Annotated in this window: 10 protein-coding genes and 2 pseudogenes; 8 read left to right on the forward strand and 4 right to left on the reverse strand. The window is 71.8% G+C overall.

The features are described from left to right. Positions 1-14 precede the first annotated feature (14 nt). Positions 15-380, reverse strand: a complete 366-nt coding sequence (locus tag P2L57_RS21265; RefSeq protein ID WP_372515826.1) for an MFS transporter — start codon at positions 378-380, stop codon at positions 15-17. After that, complete coding sequence (locus P2L57_RS21270) at positions 377-826, reverse strand: MarR family winged helix-turn-helix transcriptional regulator (protein WP_275816897.1); 450 nt, start codon at positions 824-826, stop codon at positions 377-379. Before P2L57_RS21270 ends, P2L57_RS21265 begins: the two co-directional genes overlap by 4 nt. 330 nt (positions 827-1156) lie before the next feature. Here P2L57_RS21270 and P2L57_RS21275 point away from each other — a divergent pair. The 8 genes and pseudogenes from P2L57_RS21275 to P2L57_RS21310 form a co-directional block, all read left to right on the forward strand. Beyond that, positions 1157-1450: pseudogene (locus tag P2L57_RS21275) on the forward strand (nitrilase-related carbon-nitrogen hydrolase); the annotation flags it as partial. A 14-nt stretch (positions 1451-1464) separates the two neighbouring features. Further along, a complete protein-coding gene (locus tag P2L57_RS21280; RefSeq protein ID WP_275816901.1) occupies positions 1465-2832 on the forward strand; it encodes an aspartate aminotransferase family protein in 1368 nt (455 codons plus the stop codon). Next, positions 2829-4244: a dihydropyrimidinase gene (hydA, locus tag P2L57_RS21285; protein ID WP_275816903.1), complete on the forward strand. Its 1416-nt coding sequence runs from the start codon at positions 2829-2831 to the stop codon at positions 4242-4244. Before P2L57_RS21280 ends, hydA begins: the two co-directional genes overlap by 4 nt. 12 nt (positions 4245-4256) lie before the next feature. Next, positions 4257-5267 carry a TIGR03842 family LLM class F420-dependent oxidoreductase gene (locus P2L57_RS21290; protein ID WP_275816905.1) on the forward strand — a complete coding sequence of 337 codons (1011 nt, stop codon included), beginning with the start codon at positions 4257-4259 and terminating at the stop codon, positions 5265-5267. Positions 5268-5297: 30 nt separating this feature from the next. Then, a pseudogene (locus tag P2L57_RS21295) lies at positions 5298-6097 on the forward strand (inositol monophosphatase family protein). Positions 6098-6150: 53 nt separating this feature from the next. Beyond that, positions 6151-7611, forward strand: coding sequence for a phytoene desaturase family protein (locus P2L57_RS21300; RefSeq protein ID WP_275816907.1), 1461 nt, complete (start codon positions 6151-6153; stop codon positions 7609-7611). 79 nt (positions 7612-7690) lie between these two features. Then, positions 7691-8164, forward strand: coding sequence for an SCP2 sterol-binding domain-containing protein (locus tag P2L57_RS21305; RefSeq protein ID WP_275816909.1), 474 nt, complete (start codon positions 7691-7693; stop codon positions 8162-8164). Between the two features lie 2 nt (positions 8165-8166). After that, a complete protein-coding gene (locus tag P2L57_RS21310; RefSeq protein ID WP_275816911.1) occupies positions 8167-9975 on the forward strand; it encodes a gamma-glutamyltransferase family protein in 1809 nt (602 codons plus the stop codon). Positions 9976-9986: 11 nt separating this feature from the next. Here P2L57_RS21310 and P2L57_RS21315 read toward each other — a convergent pair whose 3' ends face one another. Both P2L57_RS21315 and P2L57_RS21320 read right to left on the reverse strand, forming a co-directional pair. Then, entirely contained in the window at positions 9987-10808 is an 822-nt protein-coding gene (locus tag P2L57_RS21315; RefSeq protein ID WP_275816913.1) for an arylamine N-acetyltransferase family protein, read from the reverse strand. Positions 10809-10935: 127 nt separating this feature from the next. Next, the gene (locus tag P2L57_RS21320; RefSeq protein ID WP_275816915.1) at positions 10936-14178 is read right to left on the reverse strand and encodes an SAV_2336 N-terminal domain-related protein; all 3243 of its coding nucleotides are present in this window, start codon (positions 14176-14178) and stop codon (positions 10936-10938) included.

Here is a 14178-nt window from a genome sequence, read left to right on the forward strand (position 1 = left end):
GCCGGCCTGAGCCTCTACTCAGTCATCCGCGAGATACAGACACTCCTCGCAACCTGGACCGGCGCCTGCCCCACATGCCACCGCGACATACCCACCCCAATACCAATCTGACCAAGCACTACTAGGAGGTCGGCGAGTCGGCCCATCGCGGGCTGGCCTATCGCGCTCGCCAGGTAGAGGCAGGCCACCAGCCAGGCCGTCTGCGAGGCGCCCACCCCCAGCTCCGCGCCGATGGACGCCAACGCCGTGGCGATCATCGTGGAGTTGATCGGGTTCAGTACCGATCCGAGGAGCAGCGGGGTGATGAATCTCGGCCCGAATCCAGCCTGGTCACCGGTGTGCGGCCGGGCTGCCGTGGCGCGTGTTCCGGTGCGGATCACGATTCGGCCAGTCGCTTCAGCAGCGCGACGGCCTCGGTCAGGGTGCGCTGCTCCCTGGGGTCGAGGGCGTTCGCGATGGCCTCGGCGAGCCAGGTCTGCTTGGCGTGCCGCACGGAGGTCACGCCGTTGCGGCCGTCCGGGGTGAGGGAGAAGACCACCTGCCGCCCGTCGGTGGGGTGCGGGGCGCGGGTCACCATGCCCTGCTCCTCCAGCGCGCCGAGGGTGAGGCGCATGGACTGCGGACGGACATGTTCGGCGCGCGCCAGTGCGGCGGTGGTGGCCGGTCCGTCGCGGTCCAGACGGCCCATGACCGAGCGCTGGGTCGGGGTGAGGGCGCCTTCGGGGGACTCCGCGCGCAGCCGTCGCATCAGCTGCCCCACGGTGACCGACAGCTCCGTCGCGGTGTCGGCGGCGCGGGCCTCGGGGCTCACTGCTTTTTCCGCCATATCCGTACCGTAGGCGATCAACAGGCAAACTTGCAAGTTTGCCTGTTGAATCGGCGGATGGAGTCCCGGGGCGAGCCCCCGGCTCCCCTTTCGCTCCGTTGAGGATTGTCGGTGGTATTGCCACAGTGGGTTGCGGGCTCTTACGGTCTTTCCCTCAGCCGCGATCTACGGGCGTAGACGCGGCGTGACGTCGCGTCAGAGGAGCTGTTGATGCCAACGGTTGTACGCGCCGCACTCGTCCAGGCGAACTGGACCGGTGGCACCGAATCGGTGATCGCCAACCATGAGCACCACACCCGCGCGGCAACTCGGGCTCGCCGGGGCGCAACCGGTCTGTCCGCCTGTCCGTGGCGGCTGGAACAGCCCGCCGCCGCGGTCGCCAACGAGTACTTCGTCGCCGCCGTCAACCGTGTCGGACGCGAGGGTTACGGGGGCGTCGACTTCCACGGCGCCTCGTACTGCGTCGATCCGCGCGGCCGGTCCTTCGGCGACACCGCCGGCGACAAGGAGGAGGAACTCGTGGTCCTGGATCTCGACTTCGGGATGATCGACGTGGTCAGGCGGCAGTGGGCGTTCCACCGGGACCGCTGTCCCGACGCCTGTGGCGACCTTGTGGAGGCCTGATCGTTATGACGGCCATGACCGAAACCTCCACATCCGGCAGCGGTGTCCACGCCACCCTGCACGCCCGCCACCGCGCCGTCATGCCCGACTGGCTGGCCATGTACTACCAGCAGCCCATCGAGATCACCCACGGCGAGGGGCGGCACGTCTGGGACGCGGAAGGCACCAGGTACCTCGACTTCTTCGGCGGCATCCTCACCACGATGACCGCCCATGCGCTGCCCGAGGTCACCAAGGCCGTCAGCGACCAGGCCGCGAGGATCCTGCACTCCTCGACGCTCTACCTCAACCGCACCGCGGTCGAACTCGCCGAGCGCATCGCGCGGTTGTCCGGTATCCCGGACGCCAGGGTCTTCTTCACCACCTCCGGCACCGAGGCCAATGACACCGCGCTGCTGCTGGCCACCACCTACACCAGGTCCAACCAGGTGCTGGCGCTGCGCAACAGCTACCACGGCCGGTCGTTCTCCACCGTCGGCATCACCGGGAACTCCAGCTGGTCGCCGACGAGCCTGTCACCGCTGCAGACCCTCTACGTCCACGGCGGCGTCCGCAGTCGCGGCCCCTACGCCCAGCTGACGGACGCCCAGTTCATCGCGGCCTGCGTCAGCGACCTGGAGGACATCCTCGGACAGGCCAACGGATCCGTGGCCGCGCTGGTCGCCGAACCCATCCAGGGCGTGGGCGGGTTCACCGGACCGCCCGACGGGCTGCTCGCCGCGTTCCGGGAAGTCCTCGCCCCGCGCGGCATCCTGTGGATCACGGACGAGGTGCAGACCGGCTGGGGACGCACCGGAGAGCACTTCTGGGGCTGGCAGGCGCACGGCCAGTCAGGGCCCCCGGACCTCCTGACCTTCGCCAAGGGCATCGGCAACGGGCTGTCCATGGGCGGCGTCGTGGCCCGCGAGGACGTCATGAACTGCCTTACCGCCAACTCCATTTCGACGTTCGGCGGCAGCCCGGTCACCACGGCGGGCGCGCTCGCCAACCTCACGTACCTGCTGGAGCACGACCTGCAGGGCAACGCCCGCCGGGTCGGCGGACTGCTGACCGCCCGGCTGACCTCGATCGCCGCCAGCTCGCCCCTGGTGCGCGAAGTACGCGGGCGCGGCCTGATGATCGGCGTGGAACTGGTGGAGCCCGACACCGACGAGCCCTCGCCACAGGCAGCCGCCGCGGTCCTGGAAGCCGCCCGGGAGGGCGGACTGCTGATCGGCAAGGGCGGTCGTGAGGGCAATGTGCTGCGCATCGCGCCGCCGCTCACCCTCACCGTCGCCGAGGCGGAGGAGGGTGCCGGGATCCTGGAGGTGGCGCTTCGCGCGGCACTGGAGGGACTGCAAGGACACAGCCCGCGGCCCGGCGAGGGGGAGGCCACACCATGACCCGTACCGCACGTACCGCGATCCGCGGCGGACTGGTGATCACCGCCGCCGACGAGGTCCATGCCGACGTCCTCATCGAGGGCTCCCGGATCGCGGCGCTGGCCGCGCACGGCAGTGACGCGGCCGCCGGGTGGAGCGCCGACCGTACGATCGACGCCACCGGGAGGTACGTCATTCCAGGCGGAGTCGACGCGCACACCCACATGGAGCTGCCGTTCGGCGGCACCTTCGCGTCGGACTCCTTCGCGACCGGGACCCGCGCGGCCGCATGGGGCGGCACCACGACCATCATCGACTTCGCGGTGCAGGCCGTCGGCCACTCACTGCGCGAGGGGCTCGACGCCTGGCACGCCAAGGCCGATGCGCAGTGCGCCATCGACTACGGCTTGCACATGATCCTCGCCGACGTCACCGAGCACACCCTGAAGGAGATGGATCTGCTCATCGAGGAGGGATGCACCTCGTTCAAGCTGTTCATGGCCTATCCCGGGGTGTTCTACAGCGACGACGGGAAGATCCTGCGCGCCATGCAGCGGGCCGCCGGCAACGGCGGGCTGATCATGATGCACGCGGAGAACGGCATCGCCATCGATGTCCTCGTCGAGCAGGCACTGGCCGCCGGGCGGACCGATCCGCGCTACCACGGCGAGGTGCGCAAGGCACTGTTGGAGGCCGAGGCCACCCATCGCGCCATCCAACTGGCCAGGGTCGCCGGATCACCGCTGTATGTCGTCCACGTCTCCGCGGCCGAGGCGGTCGCCGAGCTCGCGCACGCCCGTGACCTGGGGCTGGACGTCTTCGGTGAGACCTGCCCGCAGTACCTCTTCCTGTCCGCCGACGACCTGGCCAAGCCGGACTTCGAGGGCGCCAAGTACGTCTGCTCCACACCGCTGCGCCCGCGCGAGCACCAGGCGGCGCTGTGGCGGGCGCTGCGCACCGACGACCTGTCGGTGGTCTCCACAGACCACTGCCCGTTCTGCTTCAGCGGGCAGAAGGAGCTCGGCCGCGGTGACTTCTCCAGGATTCCCAACGGCCTGCCGGGCGTGGAGAACCGGATGGATCTGCTCCACCAGGCTGTCGTGGAAGGGAAGTTGACCCGCCGCCGCTGGATCGAGCTGGCCTGCGCCACCCCGGCGAGGATGTTCGGCCTCTATCCGCGCAAGGGGACGCTGACCCCGGGCGCCGACGCCGACGTCGTCGTCTACGACCCGCATGCCGAGCAGGTCATCTCCGCCGAGACCCACCACATGAACGTCGACTACTCCGCATACGAGGGCAGGCGGGTGACCGGGCAGGTGGAAACCGTGCTGTCGCGCGGCGAGTTGGTCATCGACGCCCGCTCCTACGTCGGCCGCGCGGGCCACGGCCAGTACCAGCCGCGTGGTATCTGTCAGTACCTCACGAGACAGTAGGAGGCCGGGGAGATGGACTTCGGACTGGTCCTGCAGACGGATCCGCCCGGCTCGGCGGTGGTCGGCCTGATGCGCCGCGCCGAGCGCAACGGCTTCCGCTACGGCTGGACCTTCGACTCCACCGTGCTGTGGCAGGAGCCCTACGTCATCCACAGCCGCGTGCTGGAACACACCGAGCGGCTGATCGTCGGCCCCATGGTCACCAACCCGGGCACCCGCTCCTGGGAGGTCACCGCCGCCACCTTCGCGACGCTCAACGAGATGTACGGCAACCGCACCGTGTGCGGGATCGGCCGCGGCGACTCGTCGATGCGGGTCACCGGCCGCAGGCCCAGCACCCTGGCCACGCTGAGCGAGGCGATGGGCGTCATCCGGGACCTGGCGGAAGGCCGGGAGACGGTCGTGGACGGCACACCAGTGCGCCTGCCCTGGGCCAGGGGCGGCCGCCTGCCGGTGTGGATGGCCGCCTACGGCCCCAAGGCACTGGCCCTCGCGGGCCGCCAGGCGGACGGCTTCATCCTGCAACTCGCCGACCCCTTCCTCGCCGAGTGGATGATCAAGGCGGTCCGCACGGCCGCCGCCGAGGCCGGGCGCGCCCCGGCGGACATCACCATCTGCGTGGCCGCGCCCGCCTATGTCACCGACGGTTCCGAGGCCCAACTCACGCACGCCCGGGAGCAGTCGAGGTGGTTCGGCGGCATGGTCGGCAACCATGTCGCCGATCTGGTGGCGCGCTACGGCGAGCACTCCGACGTGGTGCCCGAGGAGTTGACCGCCTACATCAGTGAGCGCCAGGGCTACGACTACGGCCACCACGGTCGGGTCGGCAATCCTGACACGGCCTTCGTCCCCGACACCGTCGTCGACCGCTTCTGCGTGCTGGGCCCGCCCGAGGCGCACCGGGAGAAGCTGCGGCGGCTACGCGAGCTCGGCGTCGACCAGTTCGCCCTCTACGCGATGCACGATGACCGGGAAGGGGTGATCGATGCCTATGGTGAGTGTGTGATCCCGGCACTGGCCTAGCGGAACGTCGGTGCGGACGAGGGGACGGAGATGGATGACGTCGCGGTCGGCGAGACGATCAGGGCCGTCGCGGCCGAGGAGGTCATGTCCCGGTTCCGTCGGCTGGCGGCCGAGGACATCGTCGATAGGGCAGGTCCGCAACCCCTGGTGACCACCGCCGACCGCCGCGCGGAGGAACGGCTCACCGAGGCGCTGACGGTGCTGCTGCCCGATTCGCTGGTCGTCGGTGAGCAGGCCGCGCACAGCGACCCGGCGCTGCTGGACCGGCTGCACGGCCGGACGCCGGTCTGGATCGTCGACCCCGTCGACGGCACGGCCGACTTCGTCCGCGGCGATCCGCACTTCGCCACCCTGGTCGCCCTCGTCGAGGACGGTCAGCCGAGCGCCTCATGGACCTACGCTCCGGCGCTCGCCTGATGGCCACCGCACGCCGCGGCGACGGCGCGTACGTCAACGGCGAGCGGGTACGCCTTGCGCCCATGGCCCCGTCCGGCACGCCGCGGGTGACGACCTCGCTCACCTCCGGCGGCGAAGCCCGACGGCGGCAGTTGGACCGGCTCACCCGTGCCGGGATCCGCACCCGGACGTGCACCGCGGTCGGAGTGCCCTACCCGCAACTGGCGCGCGGCGAACCCGACGGGCTCGTCTGCACCTGGGAGGCGCCCTGGGACCACGCGGCGGGCGTGCTGCTGGTCGGCGAGGCAGGCGGGACCAACCCCACGCCGACCGGCGCGCCGTTCCAGATCTCGGGCGGCAACGCCCTGCCGTTCGCCACCGCCCGCGACGACACCACCGCTCGCCGACTGATCGCCCTGCTGGCGGAGGAGTAGCCGCGGCAAGGCCCGGCCTGCGGATCCGCCCGGCCGTCTGGCACCGTGGTGCTGTGACTACGCACTCGGCGACGACGGAAGCGGTAGTGATCGGTGCCGGGCCCAACGGGCTGACCGCGGCGATCGAGCTGGCCCGGGCCGGGCTGGCGGTCGAGGTGTTCGAGGCGGGGGAGACGGTGGGCGGCGGCGCCCGCACCGAGGAACTGACGCTGCCCGGATTCCGGCACGACCCGTGCTCGACGGCGCATCCCTTCGGCATCGGTTCCCCGGCCTTCAAGACGATGCCGCTGGACAAGTACGGCCTGGAGTGGGTCCACCCCGAGCTGCCGATGGCACACCCGTTCCTTGACGGCTCCGCGGCGGTGCTCTCCCGCGCCGTCGGTGAGACGGCCGCCTCGCTCGGCCCGCGCGACGCGGGCGTCTACCGCAGGATGCTCGCGCCGTTCCTCGGCCACTGGGACGAACTGGCACGGGATGTGCTGCGCACCCAGTGGGACGGCCTACCGCGCAGTCCGCTGCGGTTCGCTCGATTCGCCGCGCTGGGCGGGCTGCCGGCCGCGGTGCTGGCCCGCCGCTTCCACGACGCTCCGGCGCGCGCCCTGATCGCCGGGGCGGCCTGCCATCTGAGCACCCCGCTCAGCGGCTTGGCCACGGGCGGCGCCGCGCTGATGTTCCTGCTCGCGGGGCACTCCGTCGGCTGGCCGTTGGCCCGCGGTGGCTCCCAGGCCATCTCGGACGCGCTGGCCGGGTACCTCACCGACCTCGGCGGGACGATCCACACCGCGACCACGGTGACCTCGCTGAAGGAACTGCCGCCCGCCCGGGCCTATGTCTTCGACACCTCGCCCACCGCGCTGGTGAAGATCGCCGGGCTCAAGAAGGGCTACCGAGGCTTCCGCTACGGCGCCGCCGCGTTCAAGATCGACTATGCGCTGGACGGGCCGGTGCCCTGGCGGTCCCCGCAGGCCGCACGGGCGGGCACGATCCATGTCGGAGGCACCCTCAGCGAGGTCCAGGCGGGGCTGGAACCCGCCCTGCACGGCAGCGCGCCGGACGCCCCCTACCTGCTGGCCGCCCAGCCCACCCTGATCGACCCGAGCCGGGCACCCGAGGGCAAGCACGTCTTCTGGACCTACGGGCGGGTGCCCAACGGCTGGCGGGGCGATGCCACCGAGGCCATCGAGCGGCAGATCGAACGCTTCGCACCCGGGTTCCGGGACCGCGTGCTGGCCCGCGCGATCAGCGGCCCGGCCGAACTCGCCAGTCGCAACGCCAACTACGTCGGCGGCGACTACGCGTGCGGCTCCACCGCCGGACTGCGGGCCGTGCTGCGCCCGAACCTGCGCCGGGTCCCGTACGCCACGAGCGACCCGGCGGTCTTCCTGTGCTCCTCCGCGACGCCGCCGGGCCCCGGGGTGCACGGCATGTCCGGCTTCTACGCGGCGCGCGCGGTCCTCAAAGCACTGTGGCGGGGCCGGGCGGGCGGCTCCGCCCGGGCGTCCCACGGTTGGTAGGGGCCGTCTTGCGGCTGGTAGAGGGGCCTCCTAGCCTTACCGATCAGTAGGCTTCCGGGAAGTCAGAAAGGTGCCCGCCATGGCAACCAGCGACGACCTCGATCTCGACTTCGGCACCCTCGATCTGCGCTCGGTCGAACCCGGCGAGTTCGCCCGCATCGTGCGGAACACGCCCGCCAGAAGGACCGCCGAAGTGATGGCCGGGCCACACCGCAGGCGGGTGCTCGACGAACTGTTCCGCCGTATGGAGACGCTGTTCAAACCGGCTGAGGCGGGCGACCGCACGGCGCTGGTGCGGTGGCGGATCACCGGGGCGGGGAACACCCTGGACACCTACGAGACGTACATCGCCGACGGCCGGTGCGTGGTCACACCACACGGCACCGACCGGCCGGCCCGGCTGACGCTCACCATGGCCGCACCGGAACTGCTCAGGCTCGCCTCCGGCAACGCCTCGGGACCGGCCCTGTTCCTCACCCGCAAGCTCAGGATGCAAGGCGACCTGCGGCTGGCCGGAGGACTGCTGTCCTACTTCGACATCCCCAGGGTCTGAGCGTGTTCACCACGCGCCCCACCCTCCAGGGCACCTTCGGCATGGTGTCGTCCACCCACTGGCTGGCCTCGCAGTCCGCCATGGCCGTACTTGAGGACGGCGGCAACGCCTTCGACGCCGCCGTCGCCGCGGCCTTCGTGCTGCACGTCGTCGAACCGCACCTCAACGGCCCGGCCGGAGAGGTCCCGATCATCCTCGCTCCGGCAGGCGGCGCGATACGCGTGCTGTGCGGTCAGGGACCCGCGCCCGCGGGCGCCACGATCGCCCACTACACCGCACTCGGCCTCGAACTCGTCCCCGGTACCGGTCCGTTGGCCGCCGCCGTGCCCGGTGCCTTCGACGCCTGGCTGCGCCTGCTACGCGACCACGGCACCAAGTCCCTCGCCGACGTACTGGCCTACGCCATCGGGTACGCCGAGCACGGGCACCCCGCCGTCGAAGCCCTCGGCGGCACGGTGGAAGCGGTACGTGACCTGTTCACCCGTGAATGGACCACCTCCGCCCAGCTCTACCTGCCCGGCGGCCGCTCCCCGGCCCCCGGGCGACTCCTCAAGAACCCTGCTCTGGCCCGCACATGGCGCCGCCTCATCGCCGAATCCGAAGCCGCGCCCGGCGGCCGGGAGACCCGGATCGACGCCGCCCGGCAGGTCTGGCGCGAGGGCTTCATCGCCGAAGCGCTCGCCTCCTTCGCCGCCCGCCCCGCCCTCGACACCACGGGGGAGCGGCACGCCGGAGTGCTCACCGGCGACGACCTGGCGAACTGGTCCGCCTCCTACGAGGCGCCGGCCACCTACGACTGGAACGGCTGGACCATCGCCAAACCCGGCCCATGGAGCCAGGGCCCGGTCTTCCTCCAGCAACTCGCACTGCTGCCCGACGCGTTGGAGTACGGCGCCGAGGACTACCCGCACCTGCTCATCGAGGGCGCCAAGCTCGCCATGGCCGACCGTGAGGCCTGGTACGGCGACGCCGAACCAGGCACCGTTCCCCTGGACGACCTCCTCTCGGACTCCTACACGGCCGACCGCCGACGACTCATCGGCGACACCGCATCCTGCGAACTGCGCCCGGGAAGCCCCGGCGGCCGTACCCCCCGCCTGCCCCGACACGTCCACCGCGCCGCCACCGGCGAGGAGGGCGAGCGCACCTGGGACCCGCTCGCCGTCGCCGGGGCGGGCGAACCCACGGTCGCGTCGAACGGCGCGACCCACGGCGACACCTGCCATCTCGATGTCGTCGACCGCTGGGGCAACATGATCGCCGCCACCCCCAGCGGCGGTTGGCTGCAGTCCAACCCGGTCGTCCCCGAACTCGGCTTCCCCCTGGGCACCCGGCTGCAGATGACCTGGCTGGAGCCCGGGCTGCCGAACTCCCTCACCCCCGGCCGCCGCCCCCGTACCACCCTCTCCCCGTCTCTCGCGCTCCGCGACGGCCAGCCCGTGCTGGCCTTCGGCACCCCCGGCGGCGACCAGCAGGACCAGTGGAGCCTGCACTTCTTCCTGGCGGTGGCGCTGCGCCGTGGTGTGCGCTCCGGACTCGATCTACAGGGCGCCATCGACGCGCCGAACTGGCACAACGACAGCTTCCCCAGTTCGTTCCACCCCCGGGCCATGCGGCCCGGCAGCGTCACCGTCGAGTCCCGGATGGGGGAGGGGGCGATCGCCGCACTGCGCGCCCGCGGACACCACGTCACGGTCGGCGACCCCTGGACGGAGGGCAGGCTGTGCGCCGTGGCCCGCGACCCGGCCACCGGTGTCCTCAGCGCGGCCGCCAATCCACGCGGAATGCAGGGGTACGCGGTCGGCCGGTGACTTCGTGACCGTCAGCGGTGGCGGTCGCGTATGGACTCGGCGTCCTGGGCGCCGAGTTCTATCCCGAAGACCTTCGCCAGGACATCGGGCAACTCGTCCGCCGGGACGTCGTGCCGCTGCCCACTGCCGTCCGGGCGCTCCGTCCGCAACTCCTGGCCCACCAGGGTGCGCCGGACATCCGGGCCGTTGCGCTGCACGATGATGCGCGGGGTGAACGGCGAGCGCGGATGGGTTGAGGTGTAGTAGTTGAACAGCCCGTAGTCGACCGGGTAGCGCGGTTCCAGCGTGAAGGCGTGCAGATCGAACCAGCCGTCCTGGTGCCGGGTACGCAGCAGGAAGACTCCCGGCTCCTCCTCCACCAGGTCGAACGTCCAGCCGCCGTGCCGGAGTTCGCTGCCCGTGCGCAAAGGGATGGGCTCCAGCGGGCCGTCGCCACCGAAGCCGACATCGGCGAGCCAGTCCTCACCCGCGATGTCCACCCGCAGCAGCATGTGAGTGGTGGCCCGCAGTTGCCTGACGCCCATCCGGACCCGTGACGCCAGACCGGTGAAGGAGTATCCAAGCCGGTCCAGCACCGCCGCGAACAAAAGGTTGTGCTCGAAGCAGTAGCCGCCGCGCCGCTGCCCGACCAGCTTGGCCTGGGTACTCACCACGTCCAACGGCACCGGACGCCCGAGCACGATCTCCAGGTTCTCGAACGGGATCGCGTCCAGATGTCTGCGGTGCAGCGCCCGCAAGGTGTCGAGTGTCGGCCGCAGTGATCCGTCGTAGCCGATACGGCCCAGGTACGCGTCGAGGTCCAGCTCGGCGCCACCCCACAGGGACTCGGACATCGTCAACCCCCTTCGTCGTCTCCCGCTCGTGTTCCGATCTCCACGCACTGTCCGTTGGCGAAGTACTGCCCCGATCCTCGCACGGCGGTCTGACAACCGGGCCTGAACAGGGCAGAGTTACCGTCCGTCAGCCCGGGAAGCCCTCCGCGACCAGGGCGGCCAGATCCAGGTACCGCTCCCGGGTCACCCCGCGCAGCAGGGCGGGATCGGGGAAGCGGCCCCCGGCCAGTCCGCCGTCCGACGGGATGGTCACAAAGCCCCGGCAACGGCCGCGCAGCCGATCGGACAGGTCCCGTTGCGCACCGGCGCTGCCGTGGTGCTGGGAGATGACCGCGATGCTCTGCGCGATGAGCCGCTCCGAGGCATGTTCGGCGACCCGCTCGAACAGCGCGTCCGTGGCGTCCACGGCGGTGGCCCGCCTGCTCGACGGCGCCGCCACGATGACGAGTTGGTCCACCAGCGAGTCCGTCAGATATCCGCTGGGCAGCGGCATCTCGCCGTCCGTGTCGGTGATCAGGACATCGCACTCGCCGCGCAGGCTGTTGACCAGCCCCCGATAACTCCTGGGCGTGCTCAGCGGTCCGTCGGGATTGCGCTCGATCCGCGGGATGCGCAGGCCCGAGGCATCGCTTCCGGCGAACCATCTGCGATCGCTGGTGATGAGGACCACCCTGCTGTTCTGCCGTACGGACGCCAGAAGCGCGCCGAGCGCATGGGCCGTGGTGGAGGCGCCCGCGTAACGCAGCGCACTGACGACGACGATCCGATGGCAGCGGTCCAACGGCCGCTGGATCAATTCGAGTTGCCGCTGCTGGGTCTGCCTGCCCCAGGACGTACGGCGCTGCGGAACCCACAGCCGCGCTGACGGCGGCGGCGCCTCGACGATCGGTGCGGGGATCCCGCCAGCCGGAGCCGGAGCCGGTGCCGGTGCCGGAGCCGGTCCAGCCCCCGGCCCGGCGAGCGCGAACCGGTCACGTGCTCCGGGCGCCTCCAGCGGCGACGTCCACTCCACCGCTGCGCCCGGCATCCGGGCCGCGAACGCGTCCGACACCTCGCGGGCGGTCGGCCGGGCCGCCGGGTTCGGCGAGAGACAACGGCCCAGGATCTCCCGTAGCCCGGATTCGGGTACCCGCGGCAGCCAGGACTCGGATCCGCGGAGCTCACCGTCGGACAGAGTCCACGGCCCCGGGCCGGAGTTGACCGCGATGAGCAGCGCGCCCAGCGAGTAGACGTCGGAGGCGGTGGCCTCCCGCAGCTCGTCGCCCGGCGGGTCGACGAGGGCGCGCGGCCAACTCACGAGCCGTACCGATGACACCCCCGGGACCAGGACGGCTGTGGGGGTCAGCGCGCGGTGGGCGATGCCGCTGTGGTGGCAGCGGCTCACCGCCTGCGCCAGGTTCCAGCTCAGCTCGTAGCAGGGCCCCGAGCCGGGTGCGAGGCCCCTCTCCCGCATGAAGGACAGCAGGGTGGGCGCGGGCTCGCCGGACGACGTCGTGAGGTACTCCTCGGCCGTCCAGTACGGCGCGTCGTCCACCTGGTAACCGCGCAGGGCGGGCGCGTACCTGCCGCCCATCCGCGCGAGCGCCAAGGCCGTCCGCTGTGTGAGGTGGCGGGCCTGTTCCCGGTCCGCGGTCCTGGGCACGCGCAGCACAGTCGCGCCCCCTGCTTCGTCGCGGCCGAGATAGAGCACGGCGAAGCCACTGCTGTCGTTGCGCGCGTGCAAGGCGTACGGGCCGAGGGCCCGCGGGTCATGAGGACTCAGCGCCCCCCAGCCCTTCTGCCGTCGTGCGGGGCGGGCGACGGGCGCCCCCAGGTGCCGCATGAGCCGCGCGTCCAGCTCCGCGAACGGCTGCGCGCCGCCGGCCACCTCATCCGCCCCGCCGGGGTGTGCGAGCCAGGCGGGGAAGTCGGGTGAGCGACCCACGAGTTCGCCCAGCCGATCCGCCACCGCGCTGTTGGTGCGGGCCAGTTCGGCGGCGGGAACGGTGTCCAGCAGGATCGAGCGGGCGTCGTCGGTGAAGTCGAAGCTCTGATGCTGTGGTCCGGTGCTGCTGCCTCCGCTGTCGGTACGCCGCATCAGGCCGCCCAGGAACACCTCGGCCAGATGCGCCGTTTCGGCCCGCCACGGCACCGCCGACTGCACCAGCCGCATCACCGGGACGGAGACCGGCGCGACCGCCGCCAGATGCGCGGCGAGCCGGTACGCCTCGGGGGAGGCCGCACTGCGGAACCGCAGCACCGGATCGCCGTTGGCGGGGGGCCGCCCCGTGGGACGCGGGGACTCGTCCAGCGAATCGGCCAGCAGTGGCAGCATCTCGCTGCCCCCCGAGGAGGCGATCAGTCGCGCCCACCGCCCGACCGACGCGGGCTCCGGTTCCAGTACCGGAATCGGCATGCCGTCGAACGGGGCCAACTCCGGCGGCAGTACCGGATCGGCCACCCGCCAGGCGCGGTTGGCCGCCCAGGTCCGGCGAACCGTCACCTCCCAGTCCTCCGTCCGGATACCGGAGGTGTCCCACATCCGGGCGGGCAGCGCATGCATGACCGCCGTCGGCCCGCAGTCCGCCCAGCGCTCCAGCACCCCGCGCATCCGGCCGTCCCGCCAGGCGGCGCCCACCCCGTCGCTGATCACCAGCACCAGTGTCCGCCCCGTCGGATCGGCGACCGAGCCCGGCGCCAGGGCGGCCGCCCCGGGCACGAACGGGCGCCCGCGCAGCGCCGGTTCACCCGCACCCCGGGTGTCCAGCCCGTGCACCCGTACGGAACGGAACGCGCCGAGCCGCTCCAGTAGCGACCGCAACTCGGTGGCGAGTCTGCGCCACAGCAGCATCGACAGACCGTCGTCCACGATCAGTGCCAGATCCAGGCGTCGTTCGCCCGTCGGGCGGAGCACCAGGTCCGGCAGACCGGTCTCCGCCATGGCGTCGGCGGTCGCCCGCTCGTCCAGCTCCATCAGGCGCCCGCCGGGATGCCGCTGCTTCAGTGGCCGCAGTGCGCGGCCCAGCCGCAACTCGGCCGTCCCCAGCGCCTTCTCCTCCGGCGCGCGTACCGCCAGCGCGGACAGCGGTGCCTTCACCTTCGCCTCGGCCGGCCGCACCGCGGCGGCGCTCGCGTGCAGCGCACCCGGCGAGCCGAGTTGACCGGACGGCGCCTCAGCTTCCGCGGCCCGCTCCTCCCCTAGGGAAGGTGTATTCCCGGCCACTTCGGCACGCTCGACCGGCGCGGCCGGTCCCGCTACCCGCAGCGCCCGGGCCAGCGGTGCCGAGGCACCGGCGGGCAGCCGGTGGGCCAGCCACAAGGCGTCCAGCAGTTCCTCCGGCGACAGGTCCACCCCGCAGTCGGCAAGCACCCGCTGAACCCGCCCCGGCAT

The sequence above is a fragment of the Streptantibioticus ferralitis genome (assembly GCF_029223525.1).
Lineage (GTDB): Bacteria > Actinomycetota > Actinomycetes > Streptomycetales > Streptomycetaceae > Streptantibioticus_A > Streptantibioticus_A ferralitis.

Coding starts and splice junctions, on each gene's coding strand:
- P2L57_RS21270 (WP_275816897.1), bottom strand. CDS start 826: ATGGCGGAAAAAGCAGTGAGCCCCGAGGCCCGCGCCGCCGACACCGCG.
- P2L57_RS21280 (WP_275816901.1), top strand. CDS start 1,465: ATGACCGAAACCTCCACATCCGGCAGCGGTGTCCACGCCACCCTGCAC.
- hydA (WP_275816903.1), top strand. CDS start 2,829: ATGACCCGTACCGCACGTACCGCGATCCGCGGCGGACTGGTGATCACC.
- P2L57_RS21290 (WP_275816905.1), top strand. CDS start 4,257: ATGGACTTCGGACTGGTCCTGCAGACGGATCCGCCCGGCTCGGCGGTG.
- P2L57_RS21305 (WP_275816909.1), top strand. CDS start 7,691: ATGGCAACCAGCGACGACCTCGATCTCGACTTCGGCACCCTCGATCTG.
- P2L57_RS21315 (WP_275816913.1), bottom strand. CDS start 10,808: ATGTCCGAGTCCCTGTGGGGTGGCGCCGAGCTGGACCTCGACGCGTAC.
- P2L57_RS21320 (WP_275816915.1), bottom strand. CDS start 14,178: ATGCCGGGGCGGGTTCAGCGGGTGCTTGCCGACTGCGGGGTGGACCTG.